Annotated in this window: 22 protein-coding genes and 1 tRNA gene; 11 read left to right on the plus strand and 12 right to left on the minus strand. The window is 68.4% G+C overall.

Annotated elements, in window-relative coordinates:
• Nucleotides 1-41: 41 nt before the first annotated feature.
• The 8 genes from ACIBG5_RS41375 (at nt 42) to ACIBG5_RS41410 (ending at nt 9,530) form a co-directional block, all read left to right on the plus strand.
• Entirely contained in the window at nt 42-1,043 is a 1,002-nt protein-coding gene (locus ACIBG5_RS41375) for an asparaginase (RefSeq protein WP_396397566.1), read from the plus strand.
• Between the two features lie 49 nt (nt 1,044-1,092).
• Entirely contained in the window at nt 1,093-1,611 is a 519-nt protein-coding gene (locus tag ACIBG5_RS41380; protein ID WP_396397567.1) for a (2Fe-2S)-binding protein, read from the plus strand.
• A complete protein-coding gene (locus ACIBG5_RS41385) occupies nt 1,608-2,471 on the plus strand; it encodes an FAD binding domain-containing protein (RefSeq protein WP_396397568.1) in 864 nt (287 codons plus the stop codon). The genes ACIBG5_RS41380 and ACIBG5_RS41385 overlap by 4 nt, the downstream gene beginning before the upstream one ends.
• Entirely contained in the window at nt 2,468-4,747 is a 2,280-nt protein-coding gene (locus tag ACIBG5_RS41390; protein WP_396397569.1) for a xanthine dehydrogenase family protein molybdopterin-binding subunit, read from the plus strand. Before ACIBG5_RS41385 ends, ACIBG5_RS41390 begins: the two co-directional genes overlap by 4 nt.
• On the plus strand, nt 4,744-5,577 hold the full coding sequence (locus tag ACIBG5_RS41395; protein WP_396397570.1) for a hypothetical protein: 834 nt from the start codon (nt 4,744-4,746) through the stop codon (nt 5,575-5,577). The genes ACIBG5_RS41390 and ACIBG5_RS41395 overlap by 4 nt, the downstream gene beginning before the upstream one ends.
• 68 nt (nt 5,578-5,645) lie before the next feature.
• Complete coding sequence (locus ACIBG5_RS41400) at nt 5,646-6,740, plus strand: mandelate racemase/muconate lactonizing enzyme family protein (RefSeq protein ID WP_396397571.1); 1,095 nt, start codon at nt 5,646-5,648, stop codon at nt 6,738-6,740.
• Between the two features lie 6 nt (nt 6,741-6,746).
• Nucleotides 6,747-8,111, plus strand: a complete 1,365-nt coding sequence (locus ACIBG5_RS41405) for a dihydroorotase family protein (RefSeq protein ID WP_396397572.1) — start codon at nt 6,747-6,749, stop codon at nt 8,109-8,111.
• A gap of 84 nt (nt 8,112-8,195) precedes the next feature.
• Entirely contained in the window at nt 8,196-9,530 is a 1,335-nt protein-coding gene (locus ACIBG5_RS41410) for a CoA transferase (protein WP_396397574.1), read from the plus strand.
• Between the two features lie 24 nt (nt 9,531-9,554).
• Here the strand turns inward: ACIBG5_RS41410 and ACIBG5_RS41415 are convergent, their stop codons facing one another.
• The 5 genes from ACIBG5_RS41415 to ACIBG5_RS41435 all read right to left on the minus strand — a co-directional run bounded on the left by ACIBG5_RS41415 (nt 9,555) and on the right by ACIBG5_RS41435 (nt 13,973).
• Nucleotides 9,555-10,574, minus strand: coding sequence for a hypothetical protein (locus ACIBG5_RS41415; protein ID WP_396397575.1), 1,020 nt, complete (start codon nt 10,572-10,574; stop codon nt 9,555-9,557).
• A gap of 43 nt (nt 10,575-10,617) precedes the next feature.
• A complete protein-coding gene (locus ACIBG5_RS41420) occupies nt 10,618-11,226 on the minus strand; it encodes a TetR/AcrR family transcriptional regulator (protein ID WP_396397576.1) in 609 nt (202 codons plus the stop codon).
• 111 nt (nt 11,227-11,337) lie between these two features.
• Nucleotides 11,338-12,009 (minus strand): ribulose-phosphate 3-epimerase, encoded by a 672-nt coding sequence (rpe, locus tag ACIBG5_RS41425; protein WP_396397577.1) that lies wholly within the window; start codon nt 12,007-12,009, stop codon nt 11,338-11,340.
• Nucleotides 12,009-13,277, minus strand: coding sequence for a lipase family protein (locus tag ACIBG5_RS41430; RefSeq protein ID WP_396397578.1), 1,269 nt, complete (start codon nt 13,275-13,277; stop codon nt 12,009-12,011). Before ACIBG5_RS41430 ends, rpe begins: the two co-directional genes overlap by 1 nt.
• 69 nt (nt 13,278-13,346) lie before the next feature.
• Nucleotides 13,347-13,973: a TetR/AcrR family transcriptional regulator gene (locus tag ACIBG5_RS41435; RefSeq protein ID WP_396397580.1), complete on the minus strand. Its 627-nt coding sequence runs from the start codon at nt 13,971-13,973 to the stop codon at nt 13,347-13,349.
• Between the two features lie 66 nt (nt 13,974-14,039).
• Between ACIBG5_RS41435 and ACIBG5_RS41440 the strand changes: the two genes are divergently transcribed.
• Both ACIBG5_RS41440 and ACIBG5_RS41445 read left to right on the plus strand, forming a co-directional pair.
• The gene (locus ACIBG5_RS41440; RefSeq protein ID WP_396397581.1) at nt 14,040-14,276 is read left to right on the plus strand and encodes a VOC family protein; all 237 of its coding nucleotides are present in this window, start codon (nt 14,040-14,042) and stop codon (nt 14,274-14,276) included.
• Nucleotides 14,209-14,991, plus strand: a complete 783-nt coding sequence (locus tag ACIBG5_RS41445; RefSeq protein WP_396397583.1) for a hypothetical protein — start codon at nt 14,209-14,211, stop codon at nt 14,989-14,991. The genes ACIBG5_RS41440 and ACIBG5_RS41445 overlap by 68 nt, the downstream gene beginning before the upstream one ends.
• A gap of 311 nt (nt 14,992-15,302) precedes the next feature.
• Here the strand turns inward: ACIBG5_RS41445 and ACIBG5_RS41450 are convergent, their stop codons facing one another.
• The 5 genes from ACIBG5_RS41450 to tenA form a co-directional block, all read right to left on the minus strand.
• The gene (locus ACIBG5_RS41450) at nt 15,303-16,457 is read right to left on the minus strand and encodes a hypothetical protein (RefSeq protein ID WP_396397584.1); all 1,155 of its coding nucleotides are present in this window, start codon (nt 16,455-16,457) and stop codon (nt 15,303-15,305) included.
• A 56-nt stretch (nt 16,458-16,513) separates the two neighbouring features.
• On the minus strand, nt 16,514-17,947 hold the full coding sequence (locus ACIBG5_RS41455; protein ID WP_396397585.1) for a helix-turn-helix domain-containing protein: 1,434 nt from the start codon (nt 17,945-17,947) through the stop codon (nt 16,514-16,516).
• 265 nt (nt 17,948-18,212) lie between these two features.
• Nucleotides 18,213-18,285 (minus strand) — tRNA-Lys (locus ACIBG5_RS41460).
• A 59-nt stretch (nt 18,286-18,344) separates the two neighbouring features.
• Nucleotides 18,345-19,892: a phytoene desaturase family protein gene (locus tag ACIBG5_RS41465; RefSeq protein ID WP_396397586.1), complete on the minus strand. Its 1,548-nt coding sequence runs from the start codon at nt 19,890-19,892 to the stop codon at nt 18,345-18,347.
• Nucleotides 19,889-20,551 carry a thiaminase II gene (gene tenA / locus ACIBG5_RS41470; protein WP_396397587.1) on the minus strand — a complete coding sequence of 221 codons (663 nt, stop codon included), beginning with the start codon at nt 20,549-20,551 and terminating at the stop codon, nt 19,889-19,891. The genes ACIBG5_RS41465 and tenA overlap by 4 nt, the downstream gene beginning before the upstream one ends.
• A gap of 93 nt (nt 20,552-20,644) precedes the next feature.
• Between tenA and ACIBG5_RS41475 the strand changes: the two genes are divergently transcribed.
• Nucleotides 20,645-22,363, plus strand: a complete 1,719-nt coding sequence (locus tag ACIBG5_RS41475) for an aminotransferase class V-fold PLP-dependent enzyme (RefSeq protein WP_396397588.1) — start codon at nt 20,645-20,647, stop codon at nt 22,361-22,363.
• A 52-nt stretch (nt 22,364-22,415) separates the two neighbouring features.
• On the opposite strand, the gene ACIBG5_RS41480 is transcribed toward ACIBG5_RS41475, so the two are convergent.
• A complete protein-coding gene (locus ACIBG5_RS41480; protein WP_396397589.1) occupies nt 22,416-23,663 on the minus strand; it encodes an ankyrin repeat domain-containing protein in 1,248 nt (415 codons plus the stop codon).
• Nucleotides 23,660-24,622, minus strand: a complete 963-nt coding sequence (locus tag ACIBG5_RS41485) for an SMP-30/gluconolactonase/LRE family protein (RefSeq protein ID WP_396397590.1) — start codon at nt 24,620-24,622, stop codon at nt 23,660-23,662. The genes ACIBG5_RS41480 and ACIBG5_RS41485 overlap by 4 nt, the downstream gene beginning before the upstream one ends.
• Between the last annotated feature and the right edge of the window lie 80 nt (nt 24,623-24,702).

Raw genomic sequence — 24,702 nt, forward strand, 5'->3', positions numbered from 1 at the left:
ACGCATGATGCGGATATGTATCAATGTAGGTATCGACTGTCATGAATGACGCGACGGACGAGCGCTGGGTACACGCGATCGCGCTGGGCGGCACGATTGCGATGACCGAGGTGGCCGGCGGCGGGGTCGCCCCGACCCTCGGCGCGGCGGAGTTGACCGGCGCGCTGCCGGTCGGGCTGACCGGTGTCCGGCTTGACGCGAGCACCTTTCGCGAGATGCCGGGAGCACACCTGGAGCTGGCCGATCTGGTCCTGCTGCGTGACCGGATCGATGAGCTGTTCGCCGCCGGTGTCGACGGTGTGGTGATCACCCAGGGGACCGACACGATCGAGGAGACGGCGTTCGCGCTCGAGCTGTTGAGCGACGCCGAGCAGCCGATCGTGGTCACCGGGGCGATGCGCCACCCTGGCCGGCCGGGCGCTGACGGGCCGGCGAACCTGCTGGCCGCCATCCAGGTCGCGGGCGCGGAGGAGAGCCGGGCAGTGGGTGTGCTGGTGCTGATGGACGAGGTGGTGCACGCGGCGCGGTTCGTGCGGAAGGCGCACACGTTCCGGCCGTCGGCCTTCGTCTCGACGGGAGTCGGGCCGATCGGCTGGGTGACCGAAGAGCGGGTCAGAGTGCCGGTCCGGCCGGCGAGCCGGCTGCACCTCGACGTCGCCGCAACCGACCCGGTGCCGCCGGTCGCCCTGCTGACTGCCGTCGTCGGTGATGACGGCCGGTTCGCCACTGCCGTTGCCGAGCTCGGGTACGCAGGAGCGGTGATGGCCGGGTTCGGCGCCGGGCATGTCTCCTTGCGCCAGGCGGAGTACCTGGGGGACCTGGCCAAGGAGATGCCCGTCGTACTGGCGTCTCGCACCGGGGCAGGCGAGACCGCACGGGCTACCTACGGATTCCCCGGGTCGGAGCGTGACCTGCTCGGTCGCGGACTGATCGGGGCGGGCTCGCTGGATCCGTTCAAGGCGCGAGTCCTGCTGTCCTACGCGCTCGCGCTGGGCTGGCCGGTGGACCGCATCGCCGCCGCCTTCGAGCGACTGTCCCGGTGAGCAACCCGAGCAAACAGATGCTAATGGCAACGAAATGGAGGATGGCCGGATGGAAACCGAGGTCGGCAACAAGCGCTGGCACGAGCCGGGCGAGCAGGTTGAGGTCGCCGTCTGGCTGAACGGCGAGCAGGTCGTCCTGGCGACTGAACCACGGAAGACGCTGGCGGACACTATCCGCGCCGCCGGATACACCGGCACCCACCTGGGCTGCGAGCACGGGGTCTGCGGCTCCTGCACGGTGCTGGTGGACGGCAGGCCGGTGCGGTCCTGCCTGATGCTGGCGGTCCAGGCAGAGGGTCGCCGGGTGGAGACGGTGGAAGGTCTCGCGCTCGGCGAGCAACTCCACCCGATCCAGCGCGCGTTCCATGAAGGCGGGGCGCTGCAGTGCGGGTTCTGCACGCCCGGATTCCTGATGCTCGCCACCGGCGTACTCCGCGAGGACCCGCATGCCGGCGCGGACAAAGTCTGCGAGCGGCTGACGGCCAACGTCTGCAGGTGCACTGGCGGCGTGCCGATCACGCAAGCCGTGCTGGCGGCGCAGCGCGAGATGTATGGAGCGGGCGAATGAAGCCGCCACCGTTCGCCTACGCCCGCCCCGCCGAGCTCGACGAGGCGCTCGAGCTGCTCGATGACGCCGGCGAGGACGCCAAGCTGATCGCGGGTGGGCAGAGCCTGATGCCGCTCCTCGCCTACCGCCTCGCCCGGCCGAGCCACCTGGTGGACATCGGCCGGATCGAGGGGTTGGACACCGTGGAGCAGGTGAACGGCGGCCTCGCCGTCGGCGCTCTGGTGAGGCACGCGCAGCTCGAGCGGCGGGTCGATCTGCCGGCGCCGTGGCACGCGCTGACCGAGGCGGCCGGGCTGATCGGTCATTACCCGATCCGGGTTCAGGGCACCTTCGGCGGCAGCATGGCTCATGCCGACCCGGCCGCGGAGTTGCCGGTGGTGGCGACCGCGCTGGGTGCGGACTTCGTCGTCCGGTCCAGATCGGGCAACCGGACGATCCCGGTCGAGGAGTTCTTCGCCGGACCGTTCATGACCGTGGTGGAGCCCGACGAGGTGCTCGTCCGGGTCGACTTCCGGCCGGCGCCGGCCGGGCGGCGCAGCGTGTTCGAGGAGTTCAGCATTCGCCACGGCGACTTCGCCACCGCCGCTGTGGCCGTCGCCCTGGTGCTGGACGAAGACGGTTGTGCGCGCGACGTCCGGATCGCCCTGGGTGCGGTCGGTCCGTTGCCGGCCCGTGCCGCCGAGGCGGAGGCCGCGCTGGAGGGCTCGCCGCTGCGCGACTCGGATCTCGCCGCCGCCGGGCGGCTCGCGGCCGAGACCTGTGAGCCGTACGGCGAGGCACGCAACAGTGCGGACTTCAGGCACGAGCTGGTCGACGTCCTGGTCCGCCGGGCGCTGCGACGGGTGAAGGAGACGGCATGACCCTCGACGGCAAGCCCCGGATGATCGGGCAGTCGGTGGAGCGGCGCGGCAACCACGCCCTGCTCACCGGCGCGGCGACGTACGCCGCGGATCTGCACTGCGAGGGCGAGGTGTACGCGCGAGTGGTGCGCAGCCAGACTGCGCACGGAACGATTGTCGGCATCGACACCAGTGAGGCGCTCGAGGCGCCCGGCGTGCTGGCGGTGATCACAGCCGACGACCTGCCGGACGTGAAGATCCCGATCCGGCTGCCGCTGTTCGAGTCGCCGGAGGCGAATCAGTTGCTGCAGCCGCCGCTCGCCCGGGGCACCGTCCGGTACGTCGGTGAGCCGGTAGCTGTGGTGGTCGCGGAGGATCCGTATCTCGCCGAAGACGCAGCCGAGCTGGTGGACGTCGACATCGACGACCTCGACCCGGTGGTGACGGTGGAGGATGCGCTGGCCGAGGGCGCGCCGTTGCTGGATCCCGAGTACGGGCGGAACACGGTCAGCACGATCTCACTGCGGTACGGCGATGTCGCGGAGGCGTTCGACCAGGCCGACGTGGTTGTCCGCGAGCGAATCCGCGTGCATCGGTCGACCGCCATCCCGCTCGAAACCCGCGGACTCGTCGCCGAACCACACGCGGAGTCAGGCGGGCTGACGCTGTGGGGTGCGGCGAAGGTGAAGCACTTCACCCGGCAGGCACTCGGGCAGATGCTGGGCATCGACGTGAGCAGGCTGCGGATGGTGGAAGTCAACGTCGGCGGCGGATTCGGCGTCCGGGGTGAGCCCTATCCGGAGGACTTCCTGGTCGCGTTCCTGGCGCTGCGGCTGGGCCGGCCGGTGAAGTGGGTGGAGGACCGCGCGGAGCACTTCGTCGCGACGAACCATGCTCGCGAGCAGGAGCACGAGTTGGAGATCGCGGCCACCTCGGACGGTCATCTGCTGGCCTTCCGGGACCGCGGCCACTGCGACCACGGGGCGTACGTCCGGTCGCAGGGGATCCTGCCCGAGCTGCTGCCGCCGCTGCACCTGCCCGGCCCCTATCAGTGGGAGGCCTTCGAGCTGGAGTCGACCGGCGTACTGACCAACCGCACGCCGGTCGGTACCTACCGCGGGCCGGGCATGACCGAGGCGACCTACGCGCGCGAGCGGTTGCTCGACCGGCTCGCGGCCGAAGTCGATCTCGACCCGGCCGAGCTGCGCCGCCGGAACATGATCCCCGCCGAGTCGCTTCCCTTCCACTTCCAGCTGAGTGAGGATTCCACCCCGGTCGCGCCGATCAAGTACGAGAGCGGTGACTTCCCGGGCGGCCTGGAGCTGCTGCTGGAGCAGGCCGGCTACGAGGAGCTGCGGGACGAGCAGGTCCGGCGGCATGCGGACGGTGAAGCAGTCGGTATCGGCCTGGCGACGTACGTCGAAGTCGGCAGCATCGGGCCGTTCGAGGACGCGGTGATCACCACGTCGGCGGACACGGCCACCGTTCACGTCGGCGTCAGCTCGCTCGGACAGGGAGTCGAGACGGTCCTGGCCCAGATCGCGGCCGATGTGCTCGCCGTCCCGATCGATGCCGTGGCCGTCGACTTCCACGACACAGACGCGGTGCCGATGGGATTCGGTGCCTTCGCGAGCCGCTCGACCGTGCTGGCCGGCAACGCGACCGCGCTGGCCGCGCAGAAGCTGCTCGAGCAGGCAGGGGAGGAGCTCGGTGCCGCGGTTGACGCATTGCGGATCCAGGGCGGCACGGTCACGGCGGCGAACGGCCGTTCGATCCCGCTGGGCAAGCTGGGGCCGGCCAAGGCGCGGTTCGACAAGCCGGTACCCAGCTACTCGTTCGGTGCGGCGCTGTCGATGGTCTCGGTGGATCGCGAGACCGGCCGAGTGAAGGTCCTCAAACACGTCGTCCTGCACGACGTCGGGCGGGCCGTGAATCCGGCGCTCCTCCGCGGCCAGCTGGCCGGTGCCGCGTCCCAAGGCATCGGTGGTGCGCTGTTCGAGGAGCTGATGTTCGACGAGCAGGGGCAGCCGCTGTCCACCTCGTTCGCGGACTACCTGCTGCCTACCGCGGGGGAGCTGCCCGAGATCGAGGTGATCGTCGTCGAAGAACCCGTGGACAGCAACCCGCTCGGGGTCAAGGGAGGTGGTGAGTCCGGCATGGTCGGAACACCGGCCGCGATTGCCAACGCGGTCGCGGATGCTCTTGGCGTCGGTACGAGTGCCCTGCCGGACACACCGCTGACGCCTGACCGGATCCGGGCGTTTCTCCGCGAAGTCGAGGCGAAACCTTCGGCGTGAAGAGCGATGCTGCGGGCTCGGCCGTCGGCGTGGTGCTGATCGGATCGTCGGTTGGTGCTGTCCTGGCGCACGGCGCCGGCGGCCACGGCCCGCTGCAGCTGCTGCCGCCGCTGGTGCTGCTGCTGATCGGGGTGCTGGTATCGCCGGCCTCGCTGATCGCAGAGCTGCTGGGGCCTCGGTACAGCGTCGCCGTTTGCTTGTTGGTGGCAACGGCCGGACAGCTCACGGGAACCACCTGGCCGGCTGCCGAGGCGGTCTGCGCGTTCGTGGTCGGAATCGCGGTGGCGCTGGTCCAGCCGCTGGCGTTGCTGGCCGTTCGTCAGTGGTGCGGGCGACGATGCATCCTCGCAGGCGGGTTGGGCGTCGCCGGATTCGCCGCCGGTGCGCTGAGTTCGTGGCCGATCGGTGTGTTCTGCGGTCTGGCTGCCCTGTGGTGGATCGGCCTGAGTCTGAGCGGGGCGAGGTGGCGGCGGTCGGGGGAGAGGGTTCCACCGCTGCCGTTCAGACGACCGGAGGTGTGGCTGATGGCGATCGTGTTCGGATCGACCGCACAGTTCCTCGTCAGCTCCTCCGGTTGGGTAGCCGCCTCGGTCTGCGTGCTGCTGCCGCGGGTGCTGTCGCTGCCGATCGGACTGGCGCAGACCAACCGGGAGGTGGTGCCGTTCGCGAGCCTGATGTTCGGTCTCGGCCATCTGGCGAACGGTCTGTCGCGTCAGCTGCTGCCGACGCCGGCTGTCCGCTTCAGCGGTGCCGGTGCAGACCTGGCGCTGCTGGCCGCGGCGGCGGCCCTGCTGCTCGCCTCATGGGGCCTGCTGAACCGATGGCCGTAGCTTCACTAGGTCGCAAAATATGTATAGTGATACCTATTCAACACACTATTGCATCGCCGGGAGTGCACATGGCTGCTGGAGCAACCGTCACCGAGGTGACCACGACCTTCCTCTCGATCCCGCTGGAGCGTCCGCTGGTCACGGCGGCGTTCCCGATCCCGGCGATCGACACCGCCCTGGTCCGGGTCCGGACCGCCGACGGTCACCAGGGAACCGCCTGGAGCTTCGCCTTCGGCCGCGGCCGGGTGGCGTCGGTCGTCCGGTTGATCGAGGACCTGGCCGAGCTGGTGGTGGGCCAAGATGCCGCCTGCCCCACCGCGTTGTGGCAGCAGATGAGCAAGGCAGTGGGGTTCATCGGTCAGCGGGGCGTGGCCTCGCTGGCGATGTCGGCGCTGGACACGGCCTGCTGGGACATCGCGGGTCAGGCGGCCGGCGTCCCGACGTACAAACTGCTCGGCGGCAACCGCGACCGCATCGAGACGTATGCCAGCCAGGGACTTTGGCTGGACCGATCTCGGGACGACCTGGCCGCCGAGGCGGCCGACCTGGTCGCCGGGGGCTTCCGGGCGGTCAAGATGCGCGCCGGCCTGGCGGACGAGGACGAGGACGTCGCCAGGGTCGCGACGGTGCGCGAGGCGATCGGCCCGGACATCGAGCTCATGGTCGACGCCAACCAGGCCTGGGACCTGAAGAAGACGCTGCGGATGGCGGCGCGGTTCGAGGAGTACGACCTGTTCTGGCTCGAGGAGCCGATGCCGCACACGCAGATCGACGACTACGAGGCGGTCACCGCGGCGATGCCGATGCCGATGTGCACCGGTGAGTCGCAGTACCTCAAGGACGAGATGCTGACGCTGGCCCGGCGGCGCGCGACCGACTACGTGATGCCCGACCTGATGCGGATGGGTGGCGTCACCGAGTGGCTCAAGGTCGCGCACACCTGCGAGTCGTTCGGCCTGCCGGTCACGCCGCACCTGTTCATGGAGCACTCCGCGCATCTGGCCGGCGGCTGCTCGAACGTGGTCTGGCAGGAGTTCCAGCCGTGGTGGCAGCCGATCATGGCGACCCCGGTCAAGGTGGAGGACGGGCAGATCGTCCTCGGCGACGAGCCGGGATTCGGGATCAGCCTCGACGAAGCTGCCGTCGACCGGTACACGATCTGAGTCCTGATGACTGACGCCGACCTGATAGTTGCCGGCGGCACCGTTGTGACCGGTTCCGGGCGCCGCCGCGCCGACGTCGCGGTCAAGGACGGCCGGATCGTGGCGATCGGCGGGCTGGAGCCGTCGGCCGGTACCGAGATGGTTGATGCCACGGGGCTGCTGGTGCTGCCCGGCGGAGTCGACTCCCACGTGCACTTGATGGACCCCGGCAGCACGGACCGCGAGGACTTCCCCAGCGGAACCCGTGCCGCGGCAGCCGCGGGGGTGACGACGATCATCGAGCACTCTCATGGTCGCCCGGTTCGCACGCCCGAAGACCTCCGGACGAAGGCCGGCTACCTGCGCGGCCGCTCCAACGTGGACTTCGCGCTCGTGGCGCACGCCTGGCCCGGATACGAGGTCGCACCGCTCTGGGCAGCGGGCGTCGCCTTCTTCAAGGTCTTCACCTGTACGACGCATGGCGTGCCCGGTCATGACGCGGCGGCACTCCAGCGCCACCTGCAGGCGACCACGGACGTCGGTGCGGTCAGCCTGATCCACTGTGAGGACGAGTCCATGACCGAGGCGGCGGAGCTGGCGTTGCGTACCGAGGAACGCCTCGACGGCGGGCTGATTCCGCAGTGGCGCAGCCGCGAGGCGGAGGAGATCGCGGCCATGACAACGGCGATGCTGGTGCGGCAGACCGGCGCGCGTGCGTGCGTCGCTCACGTCAGCAACCCGGGAGTCGCCGACTACCTCGCGGGGGAGCGAGCCCGAGGGGCCCGGCTGATGGCCGAGACCTGCCCGCAGTATCTGTTACTGCGCGAGCATGAGGTCCTCGACCATGGCGCATTCCACAAGTTCACGCCGCCCGTCCGCGCCCGTCACGCTGCCGACGAAGCGGACATGTGGCGAGCCCTGCGCGACGGCCGGCTGACCCACGTGTCGTCCGACCACGCGCCCTCGACGGCCGGGCAGAAGATGTCCGGAGACATCTGGGACACTCATTTCGGGCTGCCCGGCATCGACAGCACCCTGGCGTTGCTCCTGGACGCCGCGGCGCGGGAGTTGCTCGCCTACGAGGACATCGCCCGTCTCTACAGTGAGACTCCCGCGCGGTTCTACGGCTTATGGCCGCGGAAAGGAGCCGTGGCGCCCGGGTTCGATGCCGACATCGCTCTGGTCGACCCGGCCGCGCACTGGACGTTGCGCAGTACCGACGTGCTGTCGAAGGCCGGATGGACGCCGTACGACGGCCGCCGGATCACGGGGCGAGTCGTGCGAACTCTGCTTCGGGGGAAGCTGGTTGGCGAGAACGGCCTGCCGCTCGACGAACGGACGGGATGCTTCCTCGCTGGGGCCGGCAGCACACGCGGGGCTCGGACTTGGTAGGCAGGACGCCACGAGACTAGGTGTGAAGTGACTTCTGAGACTCTTCCGAGTCGGCCGCTCGAACTGCACCTTGCACTGTGCGCAGTGATCGAGACGATCCCGGATCCGCTTCCATCCTGGCTTGGGCCTCGCTGGTGGTGGCATGGGCCGTTGGATGTTGAAGGGTTGGCCCTCGGATCGGCGCTGGCCATGGCGACCGCTTTGAGCGCCGAGTCTCGATGTCGGGGCAACGGCCATCGCCTGTCGACCACCTCGGCGCTGCTGAACGCCTCGTTCAACTCGATCGGCCATCTTCGGGTAGCGGGAGAGACTTCCGAGAGCTGGGCGCCGATGTCTGGATTCCGGCCCACGAGGGATGGCTGGGTGCGGCTGCATGCGAACTACCCGCATCACGCGAGCAGGTTGCTCGCGGCGCTGGAGGTCGACACCGCGGCACAGGCAGAACCCGCTCTCCTCGAGAGAAGCGCAGTGGAGATCGAGGAAAAGGTGATGGCTGCCGGCGGAGTCGCGACTGCTGTGCGCACGCCAGGGGAGTGGGCTGCCTCGGCCATGGGCGTCGCGGCCAGGTCGCACCCCTGGATCGAGTTCACAACGGAGGCTGTGAGTCGCCACCGAGTGGAACGCAAGACCCAGCAGAGCACTGGCGAGGGCTGTCCGCTCGCAGGTGTCAGGGTCCTTGACTTCACACGGGTGATCGCGGGGCCTGGTGCGACCCGGCTCCTGGGCGCTTTGGGGGCCGACGTGTTGCGCGTCGATCCGCCGCAGCTTCCCGAGTTGACGGAGCACCACATCGACACGGGGTTCTCGAAACGCAGCGCCGTGGCGGATCTGAGGGATCATCGGCACCTCGCGCGTGTGCGGGAGTTGCTCGCCGGCGCGGACGTAGTGGTCCTGGGGTACCGCTCCACTGCGTTTGCCCGTTTCGGCCTCGACCCGGTGAATCTGCGCGCTGATCATCCCCATCTCGCGGTCGTGTCGGTAAGCGCCTGGGGTCGGACCGGGCCGTGGGCAGACGAACGTGGCTTCGACAGCATCGTGCAGGCAGCAAGCGGAATCGCCCACCTGTACGGCAACGATCGCGACGGCAGGTGGCGTCCGGGCGCACTGCCGGTCCAAGCACTCGATCACGCCACAGGTCTTGGCATGGCGGCTGCCGCCTTGGCCTTGCTCGCGGCGCGCCGGCACGGTGTATCCGGCAGTGCCCACCTCTCCTTGGCCACCACCGCTGCGATGCTGATGGGGTTCCCTGCTCCGGATCCGTCCTCGGGACCAGTCGAGCTCGCGGTACCTCACCAGCAGGCTGTGAGCGACTACGGGCAGCTCGACTTTGTGCCACCTCCTCTGATGCTCGAGGGCAGGCAGCTCGAGTACATGCACCCGCCCGTGCGCTATGGCTCGTCGCAGCTGCGGTGGTTGTGAGCGGCCTGTGCTCGAGCGGACTGATCAGGCCGACGCCGGGACGACGGCTGGTGGTCGAGCTGCGAGCGTCTTGAGGGCGAGGCGCTGCCGGAGCGCGCCGAGCGCACACAGTGCGCCCCCACCGACGAGCCAGGCACCCAGGACGATCAAGGACCGGCCGGCTGCGGCACCGTCGAAGAAGGCCACGGACCTGATCGCTGTGCCTGTGGCGCCGGGCGGGAGGAACTGGCCGAGGGCGCCCAGACCGGTCGGCAGCATCTCGGGCGCGGACGACAGACCGGACAGCGGGTTGCCGACCAGGAGCATGAGAGCGGCTCCGAGTGCGAAGGGCCGGAAACCCCCGATCCAGTCCAGGCCGAGCAGGGTGATCGAGATCGAACCGATCCCGAGGGCGACGACGGCCGCGTTCGCCCAGAAGGTGCCGGTCAGCGCACCGAGCCAGTACTGGTCGATCGCCGTCAGCGCCAGGCCGCCGAGGATCGAGAACGCCAGCCCGCCGGCCAACCGCTTGGAACGGGAGCGCACCAAACGGGACAGACCCGTACTGCCGGCGATGCCGCCGAGCAGCAGCGGGATGGCGCCGGCCGCGAGTCCGTTGCCGCGAGGATCGTCGGCCGGCGCCGGTACGACGTCGGTCATCCGCGGCGGAGCCGCTGACCGTCCGCCCAGCCGCTGGCCAAGTTGTGCGAGCAGTTGGGCGATGGCTGGGCTGGCGGCGCTGGCCGTCAGGATCTCCGTCCCGTCCGGACCCGTCAGGATCGCTCCGTAGGCGTCGCGGTTGTCGATTGCGGCGACCGCCGACTGGCGGTCGCTGACGACCTTCGGCTCGAACGCGCCGGGCGCGTCCAGTTCGAGGGAGTTCAGGATCAGCCCGGTGGACTCCGGCGAGCCGGCGACGACGATCGGCACATTCCTCGGCTGGGACCGTACCGCCGGCCAGGCGAAGGCGATCAGTACGACGCTCAAGATCGCGACCAGCAGTGCTGCCACTGCAGCGATCGGGGGTGGGGCCGGAGGTGCGGCGTGGTGGCCGTGGACAGTCATGGCAAAGCCTCCTTAGTGCGGGTCGATGGTGGCCGCCGAGCGCTCACAGGCGGTCGGCGGTAGGGGAGGCGAGAATGGCGTGGAGCCCGCGCTGCAAGGTGCGGGCGGTGAAACCGTCAAGCATTACCCGCTGGAGGAAGAACCCAGGCAGGAGGGCCAGCATGGTTCCGCCGATCGTCTCTGCCGAGGTGCCGGCTGCCAATCGCCCCTCGCGACGGTACGCGCGCACCAGTCGGGTGAAGGCGTCGCGGATCGACGACAGCTGGGCGTGCACCCGGGCCGCGAGCTCGGGTGACCTGGCCGCCTCGCCCCAAACCTGCAGGGCGAGTCGGGTCACGTCCATCTTCTCGTCGTGCTCCTGCAGCGCGCTGAAGATCTCGCCGATCACCTGGTCCAGTGGTGGCAGCGGGGCCTGGTGCATCACCGCGTCGATCGTGCCCGCGACGACCGAGAGGTTGTCCTGGGCAATGGCGATCACGAGGTCTTCCTTCTTCGGGTAGTACCGGTACACCGCTCCGGCCGACAGGCCCGCCTGCCGCTGCACGTCCCGCATGGACGTGGCGTGGAAACCCTCACGCACAAAGCAGATACGGGCCGCGGCGAGGATCTCCTGCCGCCGTTGTTCGAGGTACTCCTCGGATACTCGTGGCATGCCAAAATAATATCGGACGGACGTCCGATTTTTTATCCGCAGGACGGTGTTGAGGTGAAGACTGGTCACTTGACGGATACGGCGGATGCAGTGCCCAACTCGCGCCCGTACTCAGCTGCTCGCGTGTTCGGCCAGGGATCTGAGCGTGTCGACCATGGCGTTCGGGTCGTCGGCAGCGTAGATCGCCGTTCCGGCGACGAAGACGTCGGCACCGGCATCCGCGCACCGCTCGATGGTGTCGGCTGAGACGCCGCCGTCGATCTCGATCCAGAGGTCGAGGCCGTGCTTGTCGAGGAGTTCGCGGGTGCGGCGGATCTTGGGCACGCAGACGTCGAGGAACTTCTGGCCGCCGAAGCCGGGCTCGATAGTCATGATCAGGATCATGTCGAGCTCGGACAGGAGATCCTCGTACGGCTCGATCGGGGTGGCGGGCTTGAGGGCTATCGCCGCCCGGGCGCCCTTGGCGCGGATCTCGCGGGCTGTCCGGATCGGTGCCTTGCAGGCCTCGATCTGGAAGGTGACGCTGGAGGCGCCGGCCTCGACGTACCCGGGTGCCCAGCGGTCCGGGTCCTCGATCATCAGGTGGCAGTCGAGCGGGGTGTCGGTCGCGTTGGCCAGCGACTTCACCACGGGCGGGCCGAGGGTGAGGTTCGGGACGAAGTGGTTGTCCATCACGTCGACATGCAGCCAGTCGGCGTTCGACACAGCAGCCGCTTCGTCCGCGAGCCGAGCGAAGTCGGCAGCCAGGATGCTCGGCGCGATCTGAATCCCCGTGGATGACATCAGCAGCCCGATGGGACTGGTCGGCCGGCGAACCTGTCAGCTGTCCAAGCCAAGATGTCCGTCATTGTCCCGTCGTCGATACCGAGTACTCCGGGGTAGGTGTCGTGCTCCAATCCTGGATAGGTCCGGTAATCGATCGCTGCGTGCCGACGACAGAGCGAGGCGGCCAATCGGTCGGTGTCGGTCTGCGGAATCACTGTGTCCGCTTCCCCCTGGAGTAACAACACCGGTCCCGCCACCGGACGTGAGCCGATGGAGTTCTCCTCGAGATACCGGTTGAATCGAGCGTCATCGGAGTATGCGGGCTGCACAAGCGCCGTACCCGTCAGATCTGCGTTGGCGGCCAGAACCGCGCCAAGACAGCCGACCTCGGTGATCGACAACCGATCCATGGCGGCCTGAGTCAACAGGCGGCCGACCTTGATGCGTGGATCACTCCAGTGCGCACCGACCGCGAGCAGCGGCGCGAAGCCACCGAGCCCCGGCGTCTGAACCACGTGATCGGCCACTGATCTCAGGTCTGCAGCAGGAGCCGTCACCACCGCACCCAGATAGCCGGGTGTGGGTGCCCAGACCTGCCGCTCCGCCACGCCCAACGCGGCGCCACCCCCTTGTGAGTGACCCCAGACGACCCAACGTCTCGACAGTGCCGGCAGAGCGGCTCGCGCAGCCAGGACCGAATCCATCACATCGTTGCTAGCAGCAACTTTGTTTCCGAGCTCGTGCTGTCCGTCCTCGCCGAGTCCGGCGTAGTCCGGAGCGACAACGACGTATCCCTGCTGCAGGAAGCGGACCATCTGGTTGCCGTGGTAGAGATCGCGCATCAGCGAGGGAGCGCAGGCTCTGCCGGTCCCGCTGGTCCCGTGGGCGTCGACCACAACCGGCCAGCCGTCCTTGGGTCGGGGGCGCCCTGACGGCACCAGCACAACCCCGGAGGCGGCCACATCGCGGCCGTCCGAGCGGCGCGTGTGATACAGGATGCGAGTCGCCGGCACAGGGACTCCGCCAACGACGAAGTCGGTCGTGAACTGGTCGCGGATCAGCGCGCCGGCGGGTGCCCACGGCAACGGGACAGGGGGATCGTAGAAGCCGGTCCGCGGCAGGGCGTTCTGTCGCTGCAACTCCAGTTGGCACCGGACATCGCAGTACCCGCTGTCAGCAGATGCTCCAACACTCTGGATGACCATCGCGGTACTCACGACGACCAGCGCGGCGACGAACTTGTGCATCTTCCTCATGAACCCGCCCTTCAGCGTCAGGCGAGCCATCTCTGGCTCGTCCACCGAACCGCGAAATGACGGTAGCGAGGACGGCGGATCGCCGAATCCGCCGAATGACTAGGTCCGCACTCGGCGTCGCCCGTCGTCGGGCCAGGTTTGCCTGAGCCGGTCGATCAGATCGGTGAACAGTGCGAAGGCGCGGTCGACGCGGTCGCGGTCGTTCGTCGCGATTAGGTCCAGTTGCAGGCCGCGTGCCTGGGCTACGACCATCGAGGCCACGAGAGGCGCCTGATCCCGAGGACACCCGTCAGCCACGGCCACGCCTTCCATCAGCGCCAGGGAGTCTCGCACGACCTGCTGCAGGAAACGCTCGTAGCGTGCCGGCTCCCGCACGGCCTGGGCGAAGACCTCGAACAGCAGGCGGTAGATGGGAAGGCATCGCGTGGTTGTCGTCGTCCGCCACCAGGAGGGGAGGCCGGCCAGATCGGTGGCCGAGCCGGCTTCCTGGGCCAACCGCCGGCGCAGCACTTCGATCACCTCGGTCACCAGATTCTCCTTTGAGCCGAAATGGTGCAGCAGCGTGCCGTGGCTCACTCCCACCACGGCGGCCAGCGGGCGCATCGCCAGGCCGGTGAATCCGTGCGTCAGGACGTAGTCGGCCACCGCGTCGAGGAGTTCCGGCCGCCGGTGCTGGTAACGAGTGCGCCGACCGTCGACGTGCTCATCGAGATCTTCGGCTTCCATTCGCGTGACGGTACGCCTTTACGAGATAGTCTGACCATCTGGTCGAGCTACTTTAGGGTGACCGACGTGGCTTCCGAGGTCCTCCGACTGCACCACGTCGGGCATGTCGTCCGCGACATGGCTGTCGCGCTCGCGTTCTACCGGCGGCTGGGTTTCGCCGTACCGTCACCCAGCTACCCGGCGATGCCCAGCAGGCGAGGGGGCAAACCAGAGCCCTTCGGGGCGGCGAACACGCATGCCGACTTTCCGCGCGATTTCCTCGACCGCCACCGTCGTCCAGCCCGGCGGCCGCGTGCCGGCTGACGCGCGGCTTGTTCCGCTGCAGACCGCGCCCGACGTGCTGTCGACCCTGTTGGACCGGATCAACGCCACCAGCGCCAACCTGGCGGCCTGTCTGGACCGATTCGAGGGTCTGCACATCCTGATGTTCTCGTCGGCCGACATCGACGTCACCGCCGCGCGGCTGGCCACAGCCGGGGTGGGGCACGGCGGGGTGAACACAGTTCGCCGCCCGGCGGGTGCCGACATCGAGACCGTCCGCTACCTGGAGATCGACGGAGACCAACCGGGTGCGGTGGCCGAGGGCAGGATCGGCGTCGTTGCGGAACTGGACCGGCAGATCCAGGCCGCCCGGCTGGCCGACCACCCCAACGGTGCCATCGGTCTTGTGGATGCGACGCTCTGCGCCGCCGACTCCGAGCTGAACGCCATCCAGGCCCGGTACGAGCACTACCTCGGCAAGCCACCCCGCACGGACGGCCCGGCCAAAGTCTTTGACCTCGACGGGACCACGCTGACCCTCGTGCCCGACTCAAGCCTCGACACACTGCTACCCGGCGAGCACGCCTCTGAGCTGCCCGCTCTCGTCGCCTGCACGGTCAGTGTCCGAGACCTGGCCACGACCCAGAATGTGCTGCAAGACAACGCGATTCCGGTACGACGGGCGGCGTCCGGCGATGTCTTCGTGCCGGCCGAGGCCGGCCTCGGTGCCACCATCGCCTTCCGTCAAGCCGACTGACTGCGACCGTTCGCCCTAGTTCTACGTGCGTTGCTGGGCATCAGCCAGGCCAGCTGAGACCGCATCCCCTCGGTGTCCCTGTCCATCCGAGACTGCCACCGTGTCTCGGTCGAGTCCGCGGACGGCAGGCTGCGGCTCGGTATGACGACCTCGTGGGACTGCCTGCCTTGATAGACAGGACTGATGGCTTCGGCAGGTGGCGTAGGTGGGGCGGGTCGGCGAAACTGATCCACCGCCCCACTCGGCGAAGCCGCGCTGCATGGAGATGTCTTATGCGATGGCGACGCCAACTCCAGCCGCCGAGCAGTGTTTCAGGGCTCGAGCGGTGACCACATTGAGTCCCATCGTTCATGGACCGTGGGGTCTGGACGGTAGGACACGACCGATGACAGCGGGATGTGCATGATGACGCCGCTGGTCATCGCCACCTGGGTCCACGGCTGGTCTGTGCCAACGGGATAGTGACGGTGCGGCACGAACTGGATCACGGCGTCGGAGCGCACGATGTCGGCTGACTCGTGTGGCTCCCAAGTCAGCCAGCCGGATTTTGCGATGTGGGAGATCTGCACGAGTGCCTCGTAGCTGCGTTCGGGATCCGAGTCATCAGCCACCCAGGTTCCTGGGTCCGCGATGGAGATCTGACGTGCTAGTCGCACGACTTCGCTGATGGGATCCAGCCCCGTCATCGGAGCGGGGGCATCCACCACGTCCGGCTTCCGAGACATCGCCAGAAGTTCGTCGGAGTCGAGCAGATGGAAGAGGTCGTGTACGCGTGGGGTGGTCGCGTCGGTCTCGACATAGGGATGGACGACGCGGTCGGTGTTGAACGGAGTGAACCAGCCCTCGACCGGCGGAAGCCACATGCCGAATGAGCGTTGCATGGCAGGGTCGTCCTCGACGCCGTCCATATCCTCGCTGAACAACAACTCGAAGTCTGCGTCGTCCAGTATCAGGTCTTCTAGGCTCTCGTCGTAATCGAGGCCGGCGTCGTCCATGAGGGTGTAGGCGTTCTTGCAGATCGCGTTGACGATGATCTCTTCGGCTATGCACGCCGGTCGCTCGCTCTTGGGGTTGGCCAGATCATGGCTGACCTTGACCGCGGATACAAGGACGTTGGTGAAGAACTGCTGGTCGTACGAGGCACGGAACCGAGGCGGAAACCAGCTCCACACGAACGTGTCCGCACAGCTCTCGGGATCGAGATAGCCGTCACGATCCGCCTCGGCCGGGCCGATCGTCCCTATGTCTTCAATGCACTCATCGATGATGAGGGTCGATGCGAGCATGACGGCGCCCAGTAGACGCCGCTCGTCCAGTAGCTCAGCCTCGCTCGGAGGGGTGTCACCCCAGTCCCCGCGATCCTCGGGCGATCCCAGGTAAGCCAGCATCGGGTTGCGTACGCGATCAGCCAGATCGTCGAAGAGTTCGATTATCCCAGCATCCGTCACCTGACCAGGCTGCCACATGAATCCACCTTCCTGGCATGAGGCGTCGGCAGCACTGCGCTGCACCAGGCCGCAGGTCATCGGAGCAAGTCGGGGTCTTCGAAGGCTTGTTCAAGGGCTTCGGCGGCGGCTGGATTGGCGGCCCGGCGGCCCAGGTAGACGTCCTGCGTGATGGAGACCTTGGCCTGGCCGAGCTGGTCGGCGATTTGGCGGGCCGTGTGGCCAGCTTCGTCGAGGGCGGTCGCGGTGGTTTTGCGGAGCGCGTGTGATCGGATCCAGGCGAGTTTGTCGGACTCGGCCGGTTGGGCGGCTGCCTCGATCTCGGCTTGGAGGTCTGGGAAGTTCTCGAGTTTGATGCTGTAGGTCTTGATGAGGTCGGCGACGAGTTGCTGGTCGACCTTGATGCGGCCGGTTTCGATGAGCTCGATCCTGGTTTGGGGCCAGCCAAGAGCTTCGGCGACCTGTTTGCGGGTCTTGCCTGTCTTGCGGCGAAGGGTCCGCAGGGAGCGGCCGAGGTCGCGGCGGGCGGTGCTGCCGACGGGGGATAGGGCGGTACGGAGGGAGCGCCGCGTGTTGGAGGGGTCGCGGAAGCCACCGAGAGCGTCAGCGAAGACGGGTTCGTCGAGGCGGATGCCGGCGGCGTACCTGGTGCGAAGTGCCGCGATGCCCCAGTTGGGGAGACTGAGGACGCGCTCGCCTGCTCTGGATTTGGTGGTCTTGCGGAGGAGGCCCTCGCCGGGGATGCGGGCGATGGTGTGGGTGATCTCGACGCGCCCGGCTTCGAGGTTGACCTGGTGCCAGAGGACGGCGAGGGCTTCGCCAATGCGGACGCCGGTGCCGAGCATGAAGGTGACCAGGTCGGGGAGGTCGGCCTGGACGGCGCGGTCGTCGGAGGCCAGGCTTCTGCGGAGGAGGGTGACTTCCTCGGCGGTGAGGGCTCGGGGTGGATTCTTCGGCTTGGCTTCGATGGCGTCCACTTCGCGGACCGGGTTGACGGAGGTGGCGCCGTAGCGGACGGCGAGCTTCATGGCGCCGGAGATGACGGCGCGGCAGGTCTTGGCTGTCGCCGCGCCGGACATGGTTTTGATCTTGGCGAGGACGGTGTCGAGGCGTGGGGTGGTGGCTTCGCCGATGCGGAGTTCGCCGAGGGCCGGGCGGATGTGGTTCTTGAGTGCGCGGCGGTAGGTGTCGAGGGAGGTGGGGGAGCGTGTGCCGTCAGAGACCAGGCCCTCGAATCGCTTCTCCCAGAGGTCGAGGAGGTGGTTGATCTTGTGCATCGAGGTCAGCTCGCCGGACTGGTTGGTCTTCGCGCGGTCCTGGAGCTTGGTGAGGAGGGCGCGCTCGGCCGCGGTCTTGGTCTTCTCGTATGCGGAGACCGGACGCAGTCGGCCGTCGTGATCGCGGAATCTGGCTTGCGACTTGTGCTTGACGGCCTTGCCCTTATCGTCGGTTTGCACGACCCAGGTCGAGATCGCGCCCCAGGTTCCGATGGGCAGTGGTGCTCTCGGCATATCAGGCCTCCAACCGGTGTGACGGCTGGCTGCTCAACGCCTGGCGGCTGGGAGAATCCGAGAAGTCGGCAACGCTGCGAACCGTTGTGATGTGACGCACAGTCACGAGCAAATGGGCGCCGAACGGCCCCCTTGGGTCCCCGGCGGGCAGAGGTCGGGCGAGCGCCGGCGGATCAGTTCGGTGCGGCGATCTGGGAAAGTGGTGCGTAAGTGGTGCGCACCGGACATGACGAAACCCAGGCCACCGTCGTGACCTGGGCTTTTGTGCGCCGCCAGGGACTCGAACCCCGAACCCGCTGATTAAGAGTCAGCTGCTCTGCCAATTGAGCTAGCGGCGCTTGTCGTGCTTTGGAACGATGAGGATCGTAGCAGGGCGGCGGGGGAGATGCGAAATCGGTTAGCGGGTGAGGATGGTCATGGCGGCGTTGTGGCCGCCGAGGCCGGAGACGGCGCCGCCTCGGCGGGCGCCGGAGCCGCAGAGGAGGAGGTTGGCGACGTCGGTTTCGGTGCCCCAGCGGCCGGTGTCGGCGTCGTCGGTGGCCCAGGGCCACTGCAGGTCGCCGTGGAAGATGTGGCCGCCCGGCATGCCGACGGATTCCTCGATGTCGTACGGCGTCTTGGCCTCGATGCACAGGTTGCCGTCGACGTCGCGGGCGATGCAGTCCTCGAGCGGCTCGGCCAGGTAGGAGTCCAGGCCGGCCAGCACCCGGCGAGCCGCCTCGGCCCGCGCCACATCGTTGTCGGAGGCAAACAATCGGGCCGGGAAGTGGACCCCGAACACGGTCAGCGTGTGGTGGCCGGAGGCAACCAGCTCCGGCGAGAGGATCGACGGGTCCGTCAGCGAGTGGCAGTACACCTCGGACGGAGGCGTCGACGGCAGCGCCCCCGAAGCAGCTGTTTGATAGGCGGACTCCAACTGGCTGTAGTCCTCGTCGATGTGGAACGTCCCGGCGAACGCCCGAGCCGGATCGTCGCCCGACTTCAGCGCAGGCAGCCGCGACAGCAGCAGATTGATCTTCAGCTGCGACCCCTCAGGCTTCACAGCGGAGTCACGACCACGCAGCGCATCCAGGGTGGCCGGAGCGACGTTCGACAGCACGTAGGAGCAGTCGACCGACCGCTCCCCGTCGCCACCCAGCCACGTGACCGACCCGCGTACGCCGTCCGCCTCGACGGACGTCACCGACGCGTTGGTGACCAGCGACGCACCGGCCCGCCGGGCAGCGGCGGCCAGAGCGTCCGTCACCGCACCCATGCCGCCGACCGGCACCCGCCACTCGCCGGTGCCGTTGCCGATCAGGTGGTAGAGGAAGCACCGGTTCTGGATGAGCGACTCGTCGTGCAGCCCGGCGAACGTCCCGATCACCGAGTCCGTCGCCACCACGCCACGCACGGTGTCGTCAGCAAATCGTCGTTCCACGGACTCACCGAACGGCCGCTCGATCAGCTCGTCCCACAGCGCGGCGTCGACCCGGGAGCGCATTTCGGCGGCCGACTGGAGCGGCTCAAGGAGAGTCGGCGCGACGGCGGCGGCCAATGAGCCCACTGAGCCGTAGAACGACGTCCACGCGTCGTACTCGGCGTCGCTCCCGGTCAGGGCGGCGAACGAGGCCCGGGTCGCGGGGCCTTCCGGTCGTTCGACGAGGAGGCCGAGGTCGCGGCCGGAGCGGCGTACCGGGGTGTACGACGCGACCGAGCGGGACCTGAGATCGAGACCGAGGCCCAGGTCGGCGACGACCTTGTCGGGCAGCAGGCTGACCAGGTACGAGTACCGCGACAGCTTGGCGTCGACGCCGGGGAACACTTGCTGGCTGACCGCGGCGCCGCCGGTGTGCGGCTGCTGCTCGAGGACCAGTGTGGTCAGGCCGGCCTGAGCCAGGTAGGTGGCGGCGACGAGGCCGTTGTGCCCACCGCCGACGATCACGACGTCGTAGAAGTCCATCATCCGACCGGCCAATCGAGCTTGTGGTACGCGGCGTCCCAGAACATCCATTCGTAGCGGCAGGTTGTGGCGAAGTGCTGATGACATCGTTCCCGCTCGGAGGCACTGACGTCCAGACCATCCGTCACAGCCAGCACCGACTCGACGACGGCATCGAACTCGTCCGAGCCGTACGTCTCGATCCACTGCCGGTAGAGCGGGTCCGGCGACGACCGCTTCAGCAGTTCGCGGCCGACGTCGCGGTAGATCCAGTAGCAGGGCAGTACGGCGGCCACGGCCTCGGCGTACGTGCCCGTTGCGCAGACCGCGGTCAGATAGGACATGTACGCCGTTGTCGTCGGTCCGGACCCCGCCGCGTCGACATCGGCCGTGGAGATGCCCAGCGAGCCGAGCAGCGAGGTGTGTAGCGAGCGTTCGACCGCGATCGCGTTGGCGGCGTGCAAGGCGAACATGCTGACCGCGTCCTCGTCGACCGCTCGGCCGGCGACCAGGCTGAGTGCGCGCGAGTAGGCGCGCAGGTAGTGACTGTCCTGGACGATGAAGTAACGGAACGCGTCGTGGTCCAGGGTCCCGTCGATCAGCCCGGTGATGAACGGATGCCGGACGATCTCGTCGTACATGGAAGCGCCACCGCGGTCCCACAGCTCGCCGGAAAACGTCATCCCAACTCCCTCGCCGTCGACTGTCACCGACCTTATCCACAGCACGCGATCCGGACACGAGACGTAGGTCACTCGGCCGCTCTACCCTGAGCCATGACGATCCAGGGGGAGCGAGTCGAGGCGCCGCCGGATACGCCGTTGCTGCGGCGGATCCGGGCGTCGGTGATCGGGGACGACCAGGTGATGCCTGGCCCGTACGGTCTGCGCCGGGTCACGTACGCGGATTACACCGCCTCCGGGCGCGCACTCACGTTCCTGGAGGACTTCATCCGCGAGGAAGTCCTGCCGCGGTACGCCAACACCCACACAGAGTCGAGCGGCACCGGCCTGCAGACCACTCGCCTGCGTGAGGACGCCCGCCGGATCATCCTGCACAGCGTCGGCGGCGACGACGAGACCGCCCTGATCTTCTGCGGCTCGGGCGCGACCGGCGCGATCGACAAGCTGATCGGCATCCTCGGCCTGCGCATCCCGGCCGAGCTGGACGACACCTACCACCTGACCGACCAGATCCCGCGGGACCAGCGACCGGTCGTGTTCATCGGGCCGTACGAGCACCACTCCAACGAGCTCCCGTGGCGTGAGTCGATCGCCGACGTCGTCGTGATCAGCCAGGACCACGACGGCCACATCGACATCCCGCAGCTCGAGCAGAGACTGATCGAGTACGCCGCCCGCCCGCTCAAGATCGGGTCGTTCTCCGCGGCCAGCAACGTCACCGGCATAGTCAGCAACACGCAGCGGGTCTCGGCCCTGCTCCATCAGTACGGCGCTTTGTCGTTCTGGGACTGTGCCGCCGCGGCGCCGTACGTCGAGATCGGCATGTACGCCGGCCGCGACGTCGACCCACTGTCTTACAAGGACGCGATCTTCCTCAGCCCGCACAAGCTGATCGGCGGTCCAGGCACTCCCGGCGTACTGGTCGCCCGGCGCGAACTGCTCCACAACCGCGTCCCCGACGTACCCGGTGGCGGGACGGTGCGGTACGTGAACCAGTTGGAGCATCGATACATCGACGATCCGGTGCACCGGGAGGAGGGCGGCACGCCGGCGATCATCGGGTCGATCCGGGCCGGCCTCGCGTTCCAGCTGAAGCAGGCGGTCGGCATCGACGTGATCCGCGCCCACGAGGACTCGTACCTGCGTCGCGCGGTCGAGGCCTGGAAGAGCGAGCCGAAGATCCAGATCCTCGGCAACCTGGACGCGGAGCGGTTGTCGATCGTCTCGTTCGTGGTGAAGGCACCCTCCGGGCGGTTCCTGCACCACAACTTCGTGGTCGCGCTGCTGAACGACCTGTTCGGGATCCAGTCGCGCGGAGGGTGTTCGTGCGCGGGCCCGTACGGCCACACCCTGCTCGGGATCGACCTGGTGCAGTCGCACGAGTTCGAAGAAGAGGTCATGCACGGCTGCGAGGGGATCAAGCCGGGCTGGGTCCGGGTGAACTTCAACTACTTCATCTCGGAGGCGGTCTTCACCTACGTCGTCGAGGCGGTGAAGCTGGTCGCACGGGACGGCTGGCGGCTGCTCGGTGACTACCGCTTCGATCCCACGAACGGGTTGTGGCGGCACCATCGCGGCGCGGTCGAGCCGCCGCTGCGGTTGTCGGAGGTCGGGTACGACGCCGACGGGACACTGCGCTACCCGCGCCACGACCACACCGCGCCGGAGTCGGCTCTGCAGGACTACCTCGCCGAGGCGCGGGATCTGCTGTCCACCTGCCAGGAGGAGAGCATCCAGCATGAGGGCACGGTGAACTCCGAGTTCGACCACCTGAGGTGGTTCGATCTCCCGTCGAGGTGTTTGAGCCCCTGACTGACTTGGTGGTGAAGACCTGGGACGCGTTCGCCGGGCTCGCCGCGGCCGGCTAGTTCGCGGCCTCCAGGATTGCGGCGATCTCGTCGTACCCGCGGCTGCGCGCATGCTGGAGTGGAGTCACGCCGTCACCGTCGGGCAGCGACGGGTCGGCGCCCGCGGCGAGGAGGATGCGGACGATCTCCTGCCACGGCCCGGTGCCCTTGCCGAGGATCACGGCCTCCAGCAGTGCGGTCCAGCCAAGGTCGTTGACGTGGTTCACGTCGATCCCTGTCTGTACGACGCGGCGGACGTAGTCGACGTGACCGCGTTCGCTCGCCGGGATCACCGAGATGCCGCCGAAGCGGTTGCGGAGCTTGAGGTCCGGGTTCGCCGGGAGGAGGGCCTCGAGCATCGCCACGCTGCCGGTGACGCCGGTGACGAGCCACGCCGAGTCGCGGCGGTCGTCCTGCGCGTCAGGGTCCGCGCCGAGGCCGACCAGGAGGCGGGCGACGTCGACGCGATCGTTCAGGGAGGCCAGCAGGAGAGCGGTACGCCGGTGGTCGTCGCGCGACTCCAGCGGCGCTCCCGCTGCCAGCGCGGCGGCGGCCTTGTTCGCGTCGCCTGCCGTGGCTGCGGCGAGCAGGGCGGAGGCTGCGGAGGTCGGGCGCTCGGTAGTGAGTACAGCGGTCACGGCGGTCTGACCGAGCTTCTGCGCTCCTTGCACTGGCGTGGTTCCGTCGCGCTCGGCTGGGCGGTCGCGGTCAGCTCCGGCGGCGATGAGCAGGCGGACGGTGTCGACGTACTGCGGGGTGCCCTTGCCAAGGAGGACTGCCTCGTGGAGGGCGGTCCAGCCGAGGCGGTTGACGTGGTCGACGGCCACACCGGCGCGAAGCAGGCGGGCGACCACGGGTGCGTGACCGCGTTCGGCGGCGCGGATCAGCGCCGTACCGTGGTAGCTGTCGAGGCTGCGGACGTCGGCGCCGTGCTGGAGGGTCAGGTCGAGCAGGTCGAGGTAGCCCTCGCTGGCGGCGATCAGGAAGGCGCTCTGCACGGTGTCGTCGACCGCGTTGACGTCGGCGCCGGCGGTGATCAGTCGACGGGCTCCGGCGACGTCGTTCTTCCAGGCGGCGGCGATGAGTCGGGTGTCGAGAGTGTCGTCGGTCGGCACGGGAGAGGTCCTCGGGGTGAGCTGAGCGGTCGGGGTGAGCTGACCAGGGGTCTGCTGAGCGGTCGGAGTAGGGGCTGAGGCGGCCGTGCAGCCGGTGGCCGCCGTCACCAGGATGACGGCAGCCACGGCGATCGGGCGACGGCGGGTCATCGGCGCGGCGGGGTCATGGCGACCACCTGGTACGGCGGGAGCCCGACCGGCTCGTCGAACTTGCTGTCGACCAGTAGCAGCCGGCCCTGCGCGAGCTTCGCGGTCGTGAACACCCGGTCCGGGTCGGTTGCGGTCGCGCTCACCAGTTGCGCCGTACGACCATCCTGAGACACCCGGAGCGTGGTCAGCACCTTGGAGAAGTTCCGCACGACCCAGAGCGTGCGACTGTCCTGGACGAGACCGTCGGCGTTGACCAGGTCCGCCGTACCGCTGTCGATTGTCGACACGCGGCCGGTCCGCAGGTCGAACCGCCACAGTTTCCCAACGTTGCCCTGGGCCACGACCAGCGCACGACGGTCCGGCGACAGCACGATGCCGCCGAGGTTGAACCCGCTCTGGGTCGGGATGGTCGCGGTCGCGTCCACCCAGGTCCGGATCGTCCAGCGACCGTGCTTCTCGGCGACGCGGAACACCTGCGGCGCATTGGAGTTGGTCACGTACGCCGCTCCGTCCGGCCCGATCACCAGGTCGTTCAGGAACGCGCTCGGTACGCCGGTGTGGAGCGCGGTCAGCAGTTTGCCGTCGCGGTCGTACACCCACAGGTCCGGTGCACCCGGGTGGTCGATGCCGTTCGGACCGCCGGCGACATACACGCGGCCGTGCGAGTCCACAGTGACGCCGCGTGCGGTCCAGCGGCCGTCAATGCCGTCGCCGCGCAACCACTCGGTCGCCGCGGCGGACCGGAGCGACCCGCTGTGGATCTCGCCGCCGGTCGTCTCCGACACGTAGAACCGCTGCCTGCGGACGTCGTACCCGATGCCCTCGTACTTGGACCCGCCGCTCGCCACCGGGTCGCCGGGCAGCTCGTACGTGCTGGTCCGGGCGGACGCCAGCGGCGCGCCGACGCCGAGCAGGACGGCGGAGAGCGCGAGAGTCGCGGAGAGGGAACGGACGGACATGAGTACCTCGCATCAAGTGTCGTGGACTGTGCATCCAGCCTGGTCGACGGAAGACGCGGGTACGACGGGCGTTCGGGGAC

The sequence above is a fragment of the Kribbella sp. NPDC050241 genome (assembly GCF_044459685.1).
Classification (GTDB): domain Bacteria; phylum Actinomycetota; class Actinomycetes; order Propionibacteriales; family Kribbellaceae; genus Kribbella.